20 protein-coding genes and 1 tRNA gene are annotated in these 16567 nt (G+C 57.4%); 12 read left to right on the forward strand and 9 right to left on the reverse strand.

The annotated features are described in order from the left end of the window. Positions 1-136 precede the first annotated feature (136 nt). A complete protein-coding gene (locus FSY59_RS19705) occupies positions 137-367 on the reverse strand; it encodes a hypothetical protein (protein ID WP_148729487.1) in 231 nt (76 codons plus the stop codon). Between the two features lie 30 nt (positions 368-397). Here FSY59_RS19705 and FSY59_RS19710 point away from each other — a divergent pair, with 30 nt between their 5' ends. The 3 genes from FSY59_RS19710 (at position 398) to FSY59_RS27425 (ending at position 2386) form a co-directional block, all read left to right on the forward strand. Next, positions 398-670: a hypothetical protein gene (locus FSY59_RS19710; RefSeq protein WP_144244933.1), complete on the forward strand. Its 273-nt coding sequence runs from the start codon at positions 398-400 to the stop codon at positions 668-670. A 15-nt stretch (positions 671-685) separates the two neighbouring features. Further along, positions 686-853, forward strand: coding sequence for a hypothetical protein (locus FSY59_RS27420; protein ID WP_187427944.1), 168 nt, complete (start codon positions 686-688; stop codon positions 851-853). Between the two features lie 1371 nt (positions 854-2224). After that, complete coding sequence (locus tag FSY59_RS27425; RefSeq protein WP_187427945.1) at positions 2225-2386, forward strand: hypothetical protein; 162 nt, start codon at positions 2225-2227, stop codon at positions 2384-2386. A 390-nt stretch (positions 2387-2776) separates the two neighbouring features. On the opposite strand, the gene FSY59_RS19715 is transcribed toward FSY59_RS27425, so the two are convergent. The 4 genes from FSY59_RS19715 to FSY59_RS19730 all read right to left on the reverse strand — a co-directional run bounded on the left by FSY59_RS19715 (position 2777) and on the right by FSY59_RS19730 (position 4417). Further along, positions 2777-3385 (reverse strand): DUF4337 domain-containing protein, encoded by a 609-nt coding sequence (locus FSY59_RS19715; RefSeq protein ID WP_148729488.1) that lies wholly within the window; start codon positions 3383-3385, stop codon positions 2777-2779. A 210-nt stretch (positions 3386-3595) separates the two neighbouring features. Beyond that, complete coding sequence (locus FSY59_RS19720) at positions 3596-3847, reverse strand: RNA-binding protein (protein WP_003054642.1); 252 nt, start codon at positions 3845-3847, stop codon at positions 3596-3598. A gap of 59 nt (positions 3848-3906) precedes the next feature. After that, entirely contained in the window at positions 3907-4167 is a 261-nt protein-coding gene (gene infA, locus FSY59_RS19725; protein ID WP_003054641.1) for a translation initiation factor IF-1, read from the reverse strand. Positions 4168-4198: 31 nt separating this feature from the next. Continuing rightward, positions 4199-4417: a hypothetical protein gene (locus FSY59_RS19730; protein ID WP_043373230.1), complete on the reverse strand. Its 219-nt coding sequence runs from the start codon at positions 4415-4417 to the stop codon at positions 4199-4201. A 405-nt stretch (positions 4418-4822) separates the two neighbouring features. Between FSY59_RS19730 and FSY59_RS19735 the strand changes: the two genes are divergently transcribed. The 3 genes from FSY59_RS19735 (at position 4823) to FSY59_RS19750 (ending at position 6646) form a co-directional block, all read left to right on the forward strand. Further along, positions 4823-5005 carry a hypothetical protein gene (locus tag FSY59_RS19735; RefSeq protein ID WP_003054638.1) on the forward strand — a complete coding sequence of 61 codons (183 nt, stop codon included), beginning with the start codon at positions 4823-4825 and terminating at the stop codon, positions 5003-5005. Positions 5006-5136: 131 nt separating this feature from the next. Beyond that, the gene (locus tag FSY59_RS19740) at positions 5137-5400 is read left to right on the forward strand and encodes a hypothetical protein (protein WP_255439597.1); all 264 of its coding nucleotides are present in this window, start codon (positions 5137-5139) and stop codon (positions 5398-5400) included. A 295-nt stretch (positions 5401-5695) separates the two neighbouring features. Next, positions 5696-6646 carry an Arm DNA-binding domain-containing protein gene (locus FSY59_RS19750; RefSeq protein ID WP_370458237.1) on the forward strand — a complete coding sequence of 317 codons (951 nt, stop codon included), beginning with the start codon at positions 5696-5698 and terminating at the stop codon, positions 6644-6646. 44 nt (positions 6647-6690) lie between these two features. On the opposite strand, the gene FSY59_RS19755 is transcribed toward FSY59_RS19750, so the two are convergent. Together FSY59_RS19755 and FSY59_RS19760 are read right to left on the reverse strand one after the other, a co-directional pair. Next, positions 6691-6764 (reverse strand) — tRNA-Gly (locus FSY59_RS19755). A gap of 20 nt (positions 6765-6784) precedes the next feature. Further along, a complete protein-coding gene (locus tag FSY59_RS19760; RefSeq protein WP_255439598.1) occupies positions 6785-7075 on the reverse strand; it encodes a hypothetical protein in 291 nt (96 codons plus the stop codon). A gap of 696 nt (positions 7076-7771) precedes the next feature. Here FSY59_RS19760 and FSY59_RS19765 point away from each other — a divergent pair. Then, positions 7772-9415 (forward strand): phosphoethanolamine transferase, encoded by a 1644-nt coding sequence (locus FSY59_RS19765; protein ID WP_255439600.1) that lies wholly within the window; start codon positions 7772-7774, stop codon positions 9413-9415. A gap of 88 nt (positions 9416-9503) precedes the next feature. Here FSY59_RS19765 and FSY59_RS19770 read toward each other — a convergent pair whose 3' ends face one another. Then, entirely contained in the window at positions 9504-10394 is an 891-nt protein-coding gene (locus tag FSY59_RS19770; RefSeq protein WP_148729492.1) for a LysR family transcriptional regulator, read from the reverse strand. A gap of 139 nt (positions 10395-10533) precedes the next feature. Here FSY59_RS19770 and FSY59_RS19775 point away from each other — a divergent pair, with 139 nt between their 5' ends. The 5 genes from FSY59_RS19775 to FSY59_RS19790 all read left to right on the forward strand — a co-directional run bounded on the left by FSY59_RS19775 (position 10534) and on the right by FSY59_RS19790 (position 15332). Then, positions 10534-11730, forward strand: a complete 1197-nt coding sequence (locus FSY59_RS19775; protein WP_148729493.1) for a serine hydrolase — start codon at positions 10534-10536, stop codon at positions 11728-11730. After that, the gene (locus FSY59_RS19780; RefSeq protein WP_050873602.1) at positions 11727-12923 is read left to right on the forward strand and encodes an MFS transporter; all 1197 of its coding nucleotides are present in this window, start codon (positions 11727-11729) and stop codon (positions 12921-12923) included. Before FSY59_RS19775 ends, FSY59_RS19780 begins: the two co-directional genes overlap by 4 nt. A 338-nt stretch (positions 12924-13261) precedes the next feature. Next, the gene (locus tag FSY59_RS19785; protein ID WP_003054330.1) at positions 13262-13678 is read left to right on the forward strand and encodes a VOC family protein; all 417 of its coding nucleotides are present in this window, start codon (positions 13262-13264) and stop codon (positions 13676-13678) included. Between the two features lie 130 nt (positions 13679-13808). Next, complete coding sequence (locus FSY59_RS27740; RefSeq protein WP_003054329.1) at positions 13809-13985, forward strand: hypothetical protein; 177 nt, start codon at positions 13809-13811, stop codon at positions 13983-13985. Positions 13986-14045: 60 nt separating this feature from the next. Next, a complete protein-coding gene (locus tag FSY59_RS19790) occupies positions 14046-15332 on the forward strand; it encodes a diguanylate cyclase (RefSeq protein WP_003054328.1) in 1287 nt (428 codons plus the stop codon). Here FSY59_RS19790 and fabF read toward each other — a convergent pair. Next, the gene (gene fabF / locus FSY59_RS19795) at positions 15295-16566 is read right to left on the reverse strand and encodes a beta-ketoacyl-ACP synthase II (protein ID WP_148729655.1); all 1272 of its coding nucleotides are present in this window, start codon (positions 16564-16566) and stop codon (positions 15295-15297) included. The two genes, FSY59_RS19790 and fabF, sit on opposite strands and share 38 nt — an antisense overlap. Position 16567 lies beyond the last annotated feature (1 nt).

A 16567-nucleotide genomic window follows, 5' to 3' on the forward strand; every position in this document is an offset into this window, starting at 1 on the left:
GAACACCCGCTGAGGCATTCGCATTAGCGGCCTGACCTGTGCAGGTTCTGCTGGGTCAATACAGCCCGGCGCTGATGACCATCAACCGCGTGCGTGCCGGCACCACCAACCACTTGAACCTGCCGCTTTTCGAGGATCAGTCGCCATGCGCATCTTTGTTCTGAAATGCGGCTGTGTCTCCATCCATCACATCGCCCGCAGTGCCGCCGAAGCGTTTGACCACGGCTTTGCCGAGCTGGGCCACCTGGGCTTGGGGATCACCTGCCGATGCATCCGATAGACACCGTGCTGCACGAGCTGCAGCACCGAGCGAGTGGCCCTGCTCTCCGAGATCTAGACAACCGAAATTCTGTTGGTTTTGATTCAAAATCGGTTTCTGTCAGGAAAAGAGAGTATTGTGAAGAAAGCAGTCATTTCTGAGTGCTTTATTGAATCGGAGGCTTTTATGAAAGCCACAGTTAAAAATAATCTCAAGGCCCGCACCCGAAAAACCGGGCTTCCAGACGTCAATAGCCATTCTGTCTCTCATGACGACTATTCCCGCACGCCTGATCACCCCATCGAAAAGGGGCGCTTTATTTTGAGCGACATCGTTGCAAAAAGGATCCCATCACCTAAATCCTCTCCTGGGAAAGTGAAAATAGTGGGAAAGAGATTTCTGAGCGAATAGCGAAAGGAAATTGATATGTTTGCACAACCACTTTCCAAGGCCCAGGACCTTTGGTCAAATCTCATGCATGTGTTATTTCCTTGGGTGAGAGCTTTTCCAGGCCTGCCAGAAGAGGATGAAACGAATACTCAATTGCAGAAAGCTGTTGCCGAAAAAGAGCATCAAATTAATCGTGATGCGTAATTTAATTCAACGATCCAGCCCCTCGATCGACCCTTCAGCACCCTACAGGTGCCTTTAAATTGAAAAAGGAGTACTATGGATAGCAGTAGACATCAATAATTCCCCTAATAAATAAAAGGCCTATATGTTAAGTGTAACCAAAAAACACCCATCCGAAAGCAATCCCGCCCCGTACGAAGCTGATAGCACTGCTGTACCTACTGGCGACTTTGTCTATTGCCCAGCGGTTTACGAAGCCAGATTGCGTCAAAACGAACACGCAAAAACACAAGTTCGCATCAAGAAATCTCGTCAGGCACAACGCAGCAACGCCACTGAAGAAGGCCTCCGAGTCCGTTCGCCTATCAATCTGCACCGCTAGTTGCACGATAGTTTGACCTGCAGGTTGCTTCTTCAACTGGCGCAACCCTCTCTTCTCAACGCTGCAGCCATTCAGGCATCCAAATATAGGATGCGGTATCCCTTCAAACGAACTTCCGCAATAGTTTTCATCTACCGGCACAACTCTTATTTTGGGGCAATTTCTGAAGTTAATTAATTTCTTCGAATATACCCATATCTATAAAGTGTTTACAATAACACTTTGTGTGAATCACTCACGCATTGATAGCAATAAAGTCTTTTGCAGGCTAGCTCCAAGCCATTTACTTGCTACCTGACACAGCCTCAATTAATGTAATTTTTCGTCTGAAAGCGGTTTTATTGGTGAAATAGGCGTATGGTTTATCTATGGCATTCAGTCAGGACTTTCCAAAAATACCGGAGGTCTTTATGCCCTTCATCAATAAATACACACATTTATTCAAGGTATACAGACCGCATCTCTTGGATATAGACGACTACCTTATTACCGACAAATATTTCACTGTAACGTCGAATGACGATTCAGAGAGTGAGATAGCAGAATTTGATGAACTCTCTAGAAAAACCATAAAAAACTCACAAATTCACAAAACAATGAAAACACCTTCATAAGAATAATTAATCAAGGATTCAACGCCAAAAAAGGAGGCCTTATGTCCTACCTAAATTCTCAATGCAAAGGGTTTTTGTGCTCCATAAAAAAGACCTTCAGAGGCATCAACAATAGAAGCAGCCTGCCAGATCATCAGGAGAAGAAAACTCCCACAGACGAAGAAAAAAAAGATCTGGAGCGTCAACAGCCAGTCTTGATCCAAAGACAACGGGAACTTCACAGCGACGTCACCTAAAAGGATGTCGCATCAGCGGTGCTAACAGACGGTCTGTCGTGAGCACTACCCACCAGGACATCGCTCCACAAAGAATCCCCACACCGTGGCTCCTTTCAAAGTGTTCCTGGATCCATAGCAGGTCTTTCCGATTTGCTCTCAACCTCAAGGAATGTCCACCATGACTCAACAAACCAACCCACAAAGCACTGCAAACCAACAAGGCCAATCGCCTGCGGATCAAGCCCAAAAAGACAAGCAAGCACAGCAGCAAACCCCAAACCCGCAGCAACCCGGCCAGAAGCCTGCGCAAGAGCAGAAAAATCCTGCCCAGCAGGGGTAACGACTATTTCGCTGATCTCGATGGAGATTGGTACAACCCAAACGGTCAACGGAACTCGTTTTTGGCGCTTCTACTGGCCCATGCAAATGGGGCAGCCGCTCAAAAATCCCAATTTCAGTCAGCAGCAATGCAAATGCAATAAGCGCCAACCAGGCTCGCAACCCTTGACGCAAATTCAAGAGCAAATGCGCTGACCCCTGACCATCAACTAGAAGACCTGCATCACGCGGGTTTTCTATTTTTTGAAAAACCACAGCACTTGCCAACCGGATCCAGGGCACGCGGCAAGCACCCTGCACTCATGCCGATGCACCTGGTGCGCGCCGGCAAGCCAGCCTGCACTTCGTCCATCTCCCTGGTGCTATTGCGCAGGAGATCGTAAAAACGCTCTTAGATATGCAGCATGGCCAGCCCGCCCACGGCCAGGCCAAGCGCGGCTACGCCAAGCATCCCGTATTCGAGCCACTTCTTCTTGGTGAGCAGTGCAATGGCGGCGAGGGCAATGGCGACCTGCAGCGCGGTGGTTGCCTGGGCCCAGCGGTGATGCAGGTGCATCTGCATCTCGGACTGCTCGTCCCAGTGCCGGGCTTCCGCCTCCAGACGCTCGGCATCGCGCTTGATGTCGTCCTTTTCCTTCTCGTAGCGCTCTACCTTGGCCTGGTAGGCTGCCCGCTTGTCCTCCGTGGCCACCAGATCGCGCCCAAACTCGGCCATCGACTGCTTGGTGCTCTTGGCTTGGTAGAAGGCCCACTGATTCGCCGCTTCGGTCTTCTTGATGGCTGCGTCGTTTTTGTACAGCCCGGCATTGGCCTGGGTCGCACCGCCCATGTACGAGAAGATGGCGCCCACCGTTGCGATGACGGCAGTGCACATGGCGATCTGGTTGGTCAGGCTGCCGCCGCCGATGCCGTGGTGTGCCGTTGCGCCATGTTCGCCCTGGGCGGCATGTTCGAGTTCGTGATCGTGCGGGCCGTGGACGTGAAAGCCGTTGGAAGACATAGAAGCCAAATTCTTGATAGCAATGGGTGGCGCATTATGGGGCCGGCATGACCGCCACTTGGGCTTCAGAGCCCACTGGCACGCCAAAGACGCGGCCTTGCTGGATAGGCTTCGCGACCGGCAGCAAAAAAGTGGCCGGCAGCAGGTACTGCTCCCAAAAAGAAAAAGCCCACGCTTTTGGCGTGGGCCCTTCTTACAGATCGAAGAATATTACTTGCGTGGACGGGCCAGGGCCACTCCCACAGCACGACCACCCAGCGGCTGGTCGTTCAACGTCTGGATAGCTTTCTGTGCCTGCTCAGGGGTGCTCATTTCAACAAAGCCGAAGCCGCGCGAGCGGCCGGTTTCACGGTCAGAGATGACGTCTGCGGAGATCACTTCACCGCACCCGCTGAAATGGGCGCGCAGGGCTTCGCCGTCGATGGAATAGCCGAGATTGGTGACATAGAGATTGTTTTGCATTGTGTTCTTTCAAGTGGGCTCATGCATTTAAGCGATGAGCGAATAGGAGGTAGAGAGGGTTAGCGACGGCGCTTGAAGGCTGGTGCCGCGCCAGTGCGAGGAGCAAGATGACGGAAGGTCACTCGCCCCTTGTTCAGATCGTAGGGAGACATTTCAACAGTCACTTTGTCGCCTGCCAGTACGCGAATACGGTGCTTGCGCATCTTTCCGCCGCTGTAAGCAATGAGCTGATGACCGTTTTCCAGAGTGACACGAAAGCGGGCATCCGGCAGTACTTCATCAACGCGACCGGGCATCTCGATTAGTTCTTCTTTAGCCAAAGTGTCTCCTGTGAGTAAAAGCAATAAGAGCTCAGTTCAGGCGTTGGCTCATCACCATGCTCCGGCCTTCAGCCAGTGCGTAGTTGGAGGCGAGCAACTCGCTAGAAAACTGAGGGATGAATCGAATGACGCGGTCATAAGCGCCGCGGCGAATGGAAACGGCAGCCAGGAACTGGCCGCTGGTGTTCGACTGTGTCAGAGGTGTGACCACGTAGCGGCCAATCTGCTCTGTAATATTTTTGTGCAGCATGAAAACGGACGGCCGCACGCACGGTTGCGCAGACCATCAAGTGAGATAGGGAAGGCCCGCTGTGAATGCAGGGGGCAACGCAGATCCATAAGGATGTTCAGGATCTGGGGAGTTCGCCTAGAAGGGAGTGACAACCGCGTGCTTTGCTAGAAGAGCGGCTACCTGCGGCCAAGGGGCGGCAATGGTGTCAGACAGGCACTGTTGGGGCGAACGGCCTAAACAGCGAGTGGAACCAGTATAGGTCAAGTGAAAGACCTTTGGTTTACAACATGCAACGTCGGCAACGGGAGCGGTGCTTGCGCCCAATCTCTCCCCTGCTCTTTCGAACAAGAAATCGATAGACCTGCCCGCGGTAACCCTGTACCGTGGGATCAACTGTTCTGAAATCTACTGAGAGTCTTAGCCATGAGCACAACTAAAAAGCCCGCCGTCCACCATATCGTAGAGGCCAAGCGATGGGAGCTCAGTCGGGAGAAAGAACGCATCACCTATCCCACCGACCATGCTGGCCCCGTCCAGATGGACTGGCGCAAGCGCGAGAACTACTCCGCCACGGATCTCGACTATCGAGGCCGAAACAAGACCTAGAGATCCTTCCACCCCATTGCCATTGCCCGCCTTCGTGCGGGCTTTTTTATTGCCGAAACAGGAGGCATGTATGCGCCATACCGGAACGCTTTTCCTCAGCCAGGGCGCTGTGCGGTGCTTTTCAGCTGCAGTTGCTGCTGCTGGATCGCCTGGGCCCGCACCACACAGAGCTATGGCGCGCCACCTGGACAGGCGTGGCCGCACAGCGATTTTGGCAAACACACCATGCAGCGCTGCTGCCCGGCACCGCCTTGGTGGTGGAGCTGGATCGCGCCCAAATCCACACGCTGGCCTGCCGCCCGCCACGCAGCGAGGTGCATACCCACGTCATTCACTGTGCACTGGTGCCGGCGCGCAGCCGGGAGCCTGCAAGCGCTTCAACGCGGCATGTCTAGCCGCAGCATGCGATGTGACCCGCGCAATCGATTGAGCAAACCCGAGCCCTGCCACTGAGCAGGGTTTTTCTTTTTCAAGAGGTATCACATGGATTCTTTTCTGACCGCCACCCAGCCGCCACCGGTCTTTCTGGCGCCGGATCGCTTTGTCACCATCAAGATTTTTTGCGGCCATTTCGGGCTTCACTGAGAAGGCCATCCGTCGAAAGATCGAGAGCGGTGTCTGGATCGAGCGGCGCGAGTATTTCAGGTCGCCCGACTCGCACATTTTTATCGACCGTGAAGGAGTCCAGAAATGGGTAATGCGCGGGGTGTAGAGATCCGAGAGAGCGGCATTCGGCTATCGTTCGCCCACGGGGGAGAGCGCATTCGCCGCACTCTCCTGGTGGAGGGCAAGGCCATTGCGCCAACGCCTGCCAACATCAAATATGCCATCCGGCTGCCGGCCGAGATCAAGCTCAAGATCCGCGCGGGCAACTTTGTGATGCGCGAGTACTTTCCGGAAGGCGGCACGGTGGCTGCCGGCACGACCGTGGCCCACCAGCTGGATCACTGGCTGTCGGTGAAGGTGGCAGAGAATTCGACGCTGGCGGGTTACCTCAGCGCGATCAAGTTCTGGAAGCCGTTCATTGGTGAGAAACAGGTCTCCGCCCTGAAGCACTCGGACATTCTGCGAGCCATCAAGACCCGGCCGGACCTGAGCGGCAAGACCGTCAACAACTATGTGTCGGCCCTCAGGTCCGCGATGGACCTGGCCGTGCTCGACAAGCTGCTGACCGAGAACCCGGTCGCGGCGGTCCCCAGCGCCAAGTGGCAGCGGGAACCGCCCGCCCCCTTCGACCGCGAGGAAGTCGAGCAGATCATCGACTACGCGCGCAAACTTTGCGCCCTCGGTCGCCAATCTGATCGCGTTCCGGTTCTTCTCAGGCCTGCGCACCAGCGAGATGGTGGCCCTGCGCTGGCACAGCATCGACTGGAACAAAAAGCGGTTTCGCAACCCCTTCTGGGTGCCGATGCTCAAGGCGCTGGGCATTCGTTACCAGCCGCCCAACCATATGCGCCACACCTAAGCGACGATGCTGCTCATGGCAGGAGCCACGCCGGCCTATGCGGCCAAGCAGATGGGGCATTCTGTGGAGATGTTTTTGAACGTCTACTCCAAGTGGCTGGACGACGGTCAGGGGGATATAGAGCAGGCGAAGCTGGAGTCCTTCAGCGGACACCCCCCCCCAAGGAACTCCCCTGAAAAAACAAAGATCGCGATAAGTCTTTGTTTTAAAAAGGCAAAGCTGGAGCGGGCGATGGGAATCGAACCCACGTTATTTGCTTGGGAAGCAAGAGTCCTACCATTGAACGACGCCCGCACACCTTCAACAGCATGATTTCATTGCAAAATCTGCCGCAAACCATTGTCTCTACTGAAAATGACAATGTTGTGCTTCGAAAATTCTAGCACAACGAAATCCTGTGAAATCCGCCTGCCCTGCGCGAGTCGGTACAGGTTCTCCGGCAACTTGTAGGTCTTGAGCACCACGGCGGAAGTCCCATCCACGGCGCAGGCGGGCAAGCTGTTGGATACTCCAAGGGCTCGGCCTCCTTTACCAGCTGGGTACGCCATCTGATCTTCGGTATCTTGTTGGCGCCTTGAACGCTTGATGTGAAGAGCCAAGGCCATCTCGACGAGTCCATGGAGCAACAAACCAGTCCTTCCCTCTCCCCCTTCGGACATGAGCTCGCAGCAATCGAGATAGACCCCTATGCGAGCTTCTTTCTCTTCGTCTGACGCACGCGCCGAGCCGAGCCGAGCCGAGCCGAGCCGAGCCGAGTTGAGCTGAGCTGAGCTGAGCTGAAATGCAGTTTCCTGCGTGCGTAAATGCGTCGGACAGCGTCACTTCAAAAACGCACACAACCATGTCCAAAGACGCCTCAGCATGTGTGCGGCCATCAACTCCTGGACTCTGCATGAAGGGCCAGTCGATGAAACATGCCAAGGCATTCAAGCTGAGGCAGCCCTCCCCAAGCGCAAGCTGTCCTTGAGCGCGCTCTCCAGGTACAGCACGGCCTTAATGGACGCTTTTTTGCAGATGCCGCGCTACTGCATCGCCCCTGATTGGCAATTCGTTTCGGGCTTAGCCAACTTCGCCCAACGCCGCTTTGCGACGAAACAAAAAATGCTAGGATCGTGCCGCTAGCGCCGACTTCAGCACCAAAGACACATAACTGCGCAGAAGTATTCGCCCACCTGGTTCACCAGGCAGGTCAAAAAGCTATTGCGTTCGATGCAGCAATAAAGCTCGGGGAGTGAAGCCATCACCCCTCCAATGCTTGAAGAGCATTTTGCTGCGGTAGTGAACTTCATGAGTCAAGTGTCTTGTCCCAAACATCCATCCCCGGTGATTCCCCTGCGTCTCACGGCATGCGCGTCTCCTGGTCAGCGCTAAGCGGCTTGGCCGCCATTGTCCTGTTCTTCATTGTTCTGGGGCATGACGGCCGACGTGTTGCACAGTTGCTGGTACTCATGGTGCCTGTGCTCGTCAGTCTGGCCTGGCCGATGCGCAGCCATGCATGGCTCAAGGCGCGACGTTGGCTTTCCTTTGTCTGGGTAATGCTTTTTGCATTGGATGGCACCATGCGTGCCTATCTGATGGAGCTGTACCAGTCTTCACCAGAGGGCGCCATGGTGATCGGCGCGATGGCCAATACCAACTGGCGCGAAAGCTCCGAGTATCTGTCAATGCACTGGCGCAGCGTCGTGCTGATCTTCTGCGGCCTTGCCTTGCTCGCTTTGCTGGTGTGGCATCTCACGGGGCGAACTATATTGGCTGCCTTGCGCAGGGACCGAAGGCTGGCGGTGCTTTCATTGATCGTGGCCCTTGTGTGTGCGCTGGCCTATTCCAGCAAGCCTTGGCGCAGGCTGCATCCCGCGATTTTCTGGACCCAATGGGTGCACTCCGCTCAAAAACTGAAAGCCAGCCTCGCCGACCAGCATGAGGAGCGAGCAAGACTGCTAGATCTCGCCATCCAAGCAAGGCCTACGCTGGCGGACGCCGGGCCATCCACCGTCGTGCTGGTCCTCAGTGAAAGCATTAATCGAGACAACTTGTCGCTCTATGGCTACGACAGGCAGACAACGCCCCAGCTTCAGGAGCATCAAAGGACATCTGGGCCCCAGATGACCGTGCTGCGCAATGCATGGTCTGTGGATGCCAGTACTCTGCCTGCAGTGCGTAACTTGTTTGGCTTCGGTGCCCCGGGCTCGACGGACTCCCATCATCTGGTCGCGCTTGCTCGAGCATCAGGCTACAAGGTTTGGTGGATCAGCAACCACGACGATGTTGGAATCGAGCAGCAGCATGCCAGGCTGGCTGACATCGTGCAGATGGTGAATCGCACTCCTGGGCGCTCCTCTGTGTCTTTGGACGGGGAAATGGTCGATGAGCTGAAGACGGCTCTTGATGCGCCTTCCGAACGCAAGTTCATCGTGGTTCACATGCTGGGCGCCCATCCGCACTACAGCCTGCGCTACCCCAAGGGCCAGAATCCCTTTGATGATGAAGCAGATGCAATTGATGCATCGCTGAAGAACAAGGGCACCTCCTTATGGGTACGCCGGCAACGCCAGGAATATGATGCGGCGCTGCTGTATCACGACTATGTGGTGGCGGAAACGCTGCGCCTCACCCAATCAGCTGCCTTGGCGAAAGGCAAGGTGGCATGGATGTATCTATCCGACCATGGCCAGGAAGTGGGCCATGTCCGCAACCATGCGGGACACAGCAAGAGCACCGAGGCCGGCTACCGCATTCCCGCGATTATCTGGCGAACGCCCTCTTCGCCAAGCCTGCCTGAAGACGTTGCACAGAGGCCTTTTCGCTCCGATTGGGCCGCATGGACTATTGCGGATCTGCTGGATTTACGCTGGAGCAGCCAATCGCTTGAACGCAATGTCTTGAGCAAGACCTACCGATGGGAAGAGCCGCGCCTGCCAATGCCTGTGAGTTCATTCACTAGGTGACTTTTCATGTGCGGAGCGAATACCCAGATCCGGGAGCCAGGCGATTTCAGCCTGCTCTTTGCTTGTCCAGCAGCGCCCCTACCGCCCCTCAGTTGGAGGCAAACACCCGCGAGCACAGGAAATCCACCAGGGCTCTGACTTTGGGCGAAACATGTCTGCCTGCCGGCCACAAAATGTGGAAGACCCCCTCGCGTTGCGCCTGCTCAGGCATGACACGCACCAGTCTCCCGTCAGCCAGCGCCTCCCGAATGGCAAAGTCCGGCAGACAGGCAATGCCGAGCCCTTGCAGGGCAAAACATGCACGCGTCTCGATGTTGTTGCAGACCATTGATACCGGTAGCTTCAGGGGCTCGCCGTCCGGCTCTGGAGGAAGCGGCCAAGCCTCCAGCTTGCCACTGTGAGGCCAACGGAAATGCAGGCAGAGGTGGGACTGGAGGTCTTGCACCTTGCTCGGACTGCCATAGGTAGCGAGGTATTCGGGAGACGCAACCAGCACCATCTTGAAATGGCCGAGCTTGCGCGCCACCAAACGGGAATCGGCAGGCTCTCCGGTGCGGACCACGGCATCGAAGCCCTCCTCCACCACATCAACCAGACGGTCTGAAAAATCAAGGTCCAACTGGATATCCGGATACTCGTGCATGAAATCGGCAAGCACCGGCAGCACAAGGGTACTCACCAGCGGCAGACTCACACGCAAGCGTCCTCTTGGAGCCGATGAGGCCTGAGACAGCTCCGCCTGTGCCGCTTCGATCTCTGAAAGAATGCGCCTGCTGCGCTCCAGCAGCAACAAACCTTCGGCGGTAGGTGTGATGCTGCGGGTGCTGCGATGAAACAGGCGCACGCCCAGTTTTTCCTCGAAGCGCGCCACGCTCTTGCCTACCGCAGAAGCGGAGACACCCAGCAGGCGGCCAGCCGCGACAAAGCTTCGAGTTTCGGCAACCTGTACAAACACCGTAAATGCGTTGAGGCTATCCATGCATCGCCATTTTCATTTCGGTAGTGTGCCCCTTGATTACGGACATATTCGTCCTTGAAGAGCGGAACTCTATCCTACTTTTTCTCGGATTGCATGCCACATAAGGTCATGGTTTCCAAGCAAAGAGGACTGTGATCCGATGACTTCTTCACTTTCCTGCACGCCTACAAGAAGCGTGCAGCACTCCATTTCCGAGCCGCTGGCACTGGTGACCGATGCAGTGCACCACGCCCTTGCCGAGCAGCGACTGGTGGGCGCCGTGGTGCTCGCCTATCAGCACGGTCAAACGCTGTGCCGCATGGCCGCAGGCTGGGCCGACCGTGAGGCAGGCGTCGCAATGTCGGAAGACATGGTGTTCCGCTGGGCTTCGGCCAGCAAGCCGGTGATCAGCGCTGCCGTTCTGCGGTTGGTGGCCCAGGGACGCATCGCGCTGGACGAGCCCGTCACGACCTGGCTGCCAGCCTTTCGCCCCCGGCTTCCCGATGGCGGTGAGACGAACATCACGGTGCGCCAGTTGCTCAGCCACACCGCAGGCCTGGGCTACCGCTTTCTGGAACCCGACGCACACGGCCCGTACACGCGGGCTGGTGTATCGGATGGCATGGATGCGAGCGGTATCGACCTGCAGGAGAATCTGCGCCGCATTGCCAGCGTGCCGCTGCTGTATGCACCTGGCACTGGCTGGGGCTACTCACTGGCCGTGGATGTACTAGGCGCGCTGGTCGAAGCAGTGTGCGGCATGGGCTTGCCGCAGGCCATCGAGACTCTGGTGACGCGCCCCCTGGGCATGGTCGATGCCGGCTTCACTTGCCTGGATGCGGCGCGTATGGCGACGGCTTACGTCAATGGCGGCCCGGAGCCCCATCGCTTGCAGGAAGGCGAGGTCGTGGCGCCCTTCGAAGGCACGGTGGGTATTGCCTACAGCCCTTCACGCGCTTTTGATGAACGCGCGTTTCCTTCCGGCGGCGCCGGCATGGTGGGCACTGCCGATGATTTGCTGCGTCTGCTGGAGGCGCTGCGCACAGGTCGCGATGGCTGGATGCCCGAGCAACTGGTCGCCGAGATGACGCGGGACCAGACACAGGGGCAGGAGCTGGCCGCCGGCCCGGGCCTTGGATTCGGCCTGGGCTTTTCCGTGCTGCGCGACCCGGCACGGGCCCAGTCACCCGAGTCCCGTGGCACCTGGCGCTGGGGTGGTGCCTACGGACATGCCTGGTGGGTGGACCGTCCCCGGGGCCTGACGGTGGTTGCCATGACCAATACCTTGTATGAGGGAATGTCAGGGCGTTTTGTATCGGCATTGCGGGATGCGGTTTACCGGGGCCTTCAAGAATGAGTGCCTCCACCTCTCAAAAAAGTCTGCCCTGGGCGAACTTGCTGGCCCTGAGCATGGCTGCGTTCATCACCATCCTCACTGAAGCATTGCCCGCCGCGCTGCTGCCGCAGATGGCACAAGACCTGGGTGTCTCTCAAGCCTGGATCGGCCAGACCGTGACCACCTATGCATTCGGTTCGCTGGTGGCTGCCATTCCGCTTGTGACGATGACACGCAGCATGCGCCGGCGCCCGCTGCTAATGGCTGCCGTGCTGGGTTTTGCGCTGGCCAACAGCGTGACGGCTTTGTCGGACAGTTTCACCCTCATCATGACTGCGCGCATCGTGGCAGGTATGGCTGCAGGAATGCTGTGGGCGCTGCTGGCAGGCTACGCCACCCGCCTGGTTGCACCGCAGTTCCGTGGCCGCGCCATTGCAGTAGCCATGGCTGGCACGCCGCTGGCATTGTCTCTGGGCGTTCCCGCAGGCGGCTGGCTGGGATTGGCATGGGGCTGGCGCTGGTGCTTCGGCTTGGCCAGTACCCTGGCCCTGCTGCTGTGGCTGTGGATGTGGCTGCGGCTTCCGGATTTTCCAGGGCAGGACCGGAACCAGCGCAAGCCCATTGCCGCCGTGATGCGCACGCCCGGCGTGTTGGCAGTATTGATGGTAGTGCTCTTCTATGTGCTTGCCCACAACATCCTCTATACCTACATCGCTCCTTTTCTGGCGGCCAGTGGAGTGCATGTCCGCATTGACCTGGCGTTGCTGGTCTTCGGTATTGCGGCCTTGCCTGGCATCTGGTTGACGGGATTGTTCGTGGACAGGCATCTGCATCGCCTGTCGATGGCGAGCATTCTGCTTTTCTGCGGCGCTGTTCTGATGCTGGGGCTGAGCTGGGGCGGTTCGTCGCTGGCCTTGGCAGCATTGGCAGTCTGGGGATTCGCCTTCGGCGGTTCAGCCACCTTGTTTCAGACCTCACTCGCACAAGTCGCGGGGGAACAGGTCGACCTGGCCCAGTCCCTGTTCGTGACGACGTGGAACTCTGCCATCGCCGGCGGAGGTCTGGCCGGCGGACTTCTGGTCGTGGCCTGGGGGGCGCAAGTCTTCCAGCCAGTGCTGCTGCTACTGCTGGGCTTTGCCGTTGTCTGCCAGCGGCTGCTTTCTGGATCCAGCATCAAACACCTCAAGGTGATGCAAGCTGATTACGAAAGCTGAGTCTGCTGCTGCCTGGCCACATCTGTTCACAGGCGAGGAGACGGACTTCCGGCGCCTCGCCTGCTGCAACTGGCAGCCAATGCCGGGCCGCTTGACTGAGCGCGACCGAAAGACTATCGAAGGGTCATAAGAAAACCACTAGCAGCTCCAATGTCTGCCGACAGGCAAGTCTCAAACGACCGCAGCCCGCCGAACAGCAGCATCCACTACCTGCCATGAGCAGAGTGTTCAATGTCACGCTTGGGGTACGGTCTGCCAGTCCCCCACTTCATTGGTTTGGAGTGCGCATTCTCATAGTGCCTATGATTACCCCTGCCAAGTCTGTACAGGAGATCGCCATGAGCACTTTCCGCGTTCAACACATCGACCACATCGTGCTGCGCGTCAGTGACCTGGAGCAAAGCATCCGCTTCTACCGGGAAGTGCTTGGTTGCGCACTTGCAAAACGTCGTGACGACCTGGGCATGGTTCATCTTCGAGCCGGTGCATCCATGATTGATCTGGTGGATATCCATGGCCCGCTTGGACGTGAGGGCGGCCCTGCTGCCTCAACAGAGCGCAGGAATATGGACCATTTCTGCCTGCGCATCGAACCATTCGATGAGTCGGCCATCCTTGCCCACTTGAGCCGCCACGCGCTCAAGGCCGAGAAAGCAGAACAGCGCTATGGAGCTGACGGCACTGGCCCGTCCATCTATTGCCACGATCCAGACGGCAATCAGCTGGAACTGAAAGGACCTGCACACAGACTTTGATAATTGAGCGAGCGCTAGGCCGCAGCTTGGCGACGTTGAACAGATCAATTCCAAATCGCCAAAAGCTCACTATTCGCTGAAGAAAGCAGGCGCATCGCCATTGGAAGCGCTATCGCGAAGCGCTGACTTGATGGCTGCGTCGCCACATGTTCGCAAAGCGGCCTTGTTCGACAAGGCGGCGAGCGCGACCTATCTGGGATCCATTCTGGTGCTCAATGCGGAGGGGAAAGTCACCCTCAAAGCAGGTGCAGAGAGTCTGGTGGACGACAGCTTCTCTGATCGGGATTTTTTCAAAGCACACCAGTAAAGCTCCAACCTGGGCCTCTATGTGGGCGACCCTTATGTATCACCACTTCATGGCTACTCGATGAGCATTCCTCTCAGTCGCAGGATTTCTCATGCGAACGGCTTTTTCGCTGGCATCGTGCTGATTGATATACAGCTCGAATACTTCCAGAAACTATTTTCTGAACTGTCGCTAGGCACACATGGAGCGCAGGCACTGAAAAGCATAGGTCGCAATATCAGTAGCGCCAGCACATTCAAGCAGTTCATGGCGGCGCCAGAGGGCAGCTTTTCGGATACGTCGTATATCGACGGTGCAAGACGCTTGTATTTCTTCAAGACTTTGCCGAACCTGCCTTTCATCATCATGGTGGCAAAGGCGCATTCTGATATTTATGCGGTTTGGCGGCACAGAACATTGCTCATTGCCTCTGTCATGGGGACACTCACATTGGCATTCATCGGTCTGTCCTGCGATTTTGGAGTACAGCTCAAGCGCAAAATACGCACGCAGGCTGAGCCAGCAATGGTGGCGCGCACCGATGGACTGACGGGCTTGAGCAACCGCCGCAAGCTCGATGAAATCCTGGATCAGGAATGGCGAAGAGCCACACGGCATCAGAGTACCCTGTCATTGCTAGTCGTGGATATTGACTGTTTCAGGGCCTACAACGACAACGACGGGCATCAAGCTGGCGACACCGTTCTAGCGACCGTGGCGAAACGCATTGCCAACAATATCCGCCGCCCCGGAGATGGTGCCGCTCGCTATGGAGGCGAGGAGTTCCTTGTCGTTTTGCCCGACACGTCTTCGGACGGTGAAGAATTCATTGCTGAGAATATTCGTCTCGCAATCTGCAAGCTTGCCATTGAACATACAGAAAGCGCTTTCGGTCACATCACGGTCAGCATAGGGAGTGCCACGTGGGGCCCAGAACGGACCGATACAGATCCGTTATGCCGACGAGGTGCTCTACAACGCCAAGATGACTGGGCGCAACAAGGTAGTCTTGTCAGCACAACACAGATGCTGGGTGCCGCAGGCCCACCGCTGATCGGGACGGCTGCATTCGGCCAGCTCCAGAGGTGCAAGCGCAACGGCTCTCAAGACCGCACTCAGCTCGGGCTTCTACGCCCCAGCCCGAATACCCCGCAGCGATCGGACGTGGTCCTTCATCCGCTGTCCCAATACCCAGGCGCAATATCCGCGATCCAGGCACGGCGCCTTTTATCCATTTCGCGCACTGGCAACGGTCGGCTCGAGAGTCTGCACGAACGCCCGGAAGCCGCATGTCTGTTGCGGCCTCGTGGAGTCTCCGGTGCGCCATTGCTCAGGCCGCAAATCGCTTCAGAATCAAGGATGCATTGACACCGCCGAACCCAAATCCGTTGAGCATGGCGTGCTCCATCGCATGGGCACGTGCATTACCGGCGATCAGATCCAGACCGGCCGCCATAGGATCTGGATGCTCCAGGTTCAGCACGGGTGGTGCGATCTGGTCGCGCAAGGCCAATGCCGTGAAGATCGCGGCAGCTCCGCCAGCTGCTCCCAACATATGGCCCAAGGCCGATTTGGTGGCCGTGATCGAAGGACCGGAGTCTGCGCCAAACACTTGACGAATGGCGGCCAGCTCGCCTCGGTCACCTACGGGTGTAGAGGTCGCATGGGCATTCAGATGCTGAATATCACCAGCTTGCAGCTGTGCTTGACGCAGCGCGGCGCGCATCGAACGAGCAGCGCCCGCTCCATCCTCCGGACCGGAAGTGACATGGTAGGCATCGGCAGAGGCACCATAGCCCACGATCTCCGCCAGTGGCTTGGCGCCGCGCTCCAATGCGTGATCCAGTGCCTCAAGCACCAGCAGCCCCGCACCTTCGGCCATGACAAAGCCATCCCGCGCCTGATCGAAAGGTCGGGAAGCCCTCGCGGGATCGCCGCCGCAAAAAGTCGTCACGGCCTTTGCCGCAGCAAAGCTGCCTAGCGCAACCCGGTCAATCGTGGCTTCGCTACCACCACAGAGCGCCATGTCCGCTTCGTCATTGCGAATCAAGCGCGCCGCATCGCCAATGGCTTGAATACTGGCAGCACAAGCAGTCACCGGCGCCCCCAACGGCCCCATGAGCTGGTGCCTGATCGATACCTGCCCCGCAGCCAGATTGGCCAGGAAAGCGGGTACCGTGAAGGGTGACAGGCGCTGGGGTCCCTTGCCATCCGTGGTTCGCACGGCTTCTGCGATGGTGCTGAATCCGCCCACGCCGGAGCCGATAATGGTCGCAGCGCGCTCCCGCTGCTCGGCTGATGGATGAGCCCACTGCGCATGGGCCAGAGCCTGGCCGGCTGCGCCCAACGCAAATGCAATGAAGCGATCCATGCGGCGTAGCTCTTTCGCTGAAATGATGGCTTCGGCATTCCACCCGGCCTCTGGATCCTCCTGCTGGCCTGGTACACGCCCAGCCACACAGACGCCTGTCCCCTCGGCGGTACCAGCACTCAGAGTCCGCACCCCGGACCGGCCGGCCAGCAGCCTCTGCCAGGCCAGTTCCACATTGCACCCTAAAGGAGATACCAGACCCAAGCCGGTAATAACCACCCGACGACCCATG

This window comes from Comamonas sp. Z3 (assembly GCF_008121565.1).
Taxonomy (GTDB): Bacteria; Pseudomonadota; Gammaproteobacteria; order Burkholderiales; family Burkholderiaceae_C; genus Comamonas; species Comamonas brasiliensis.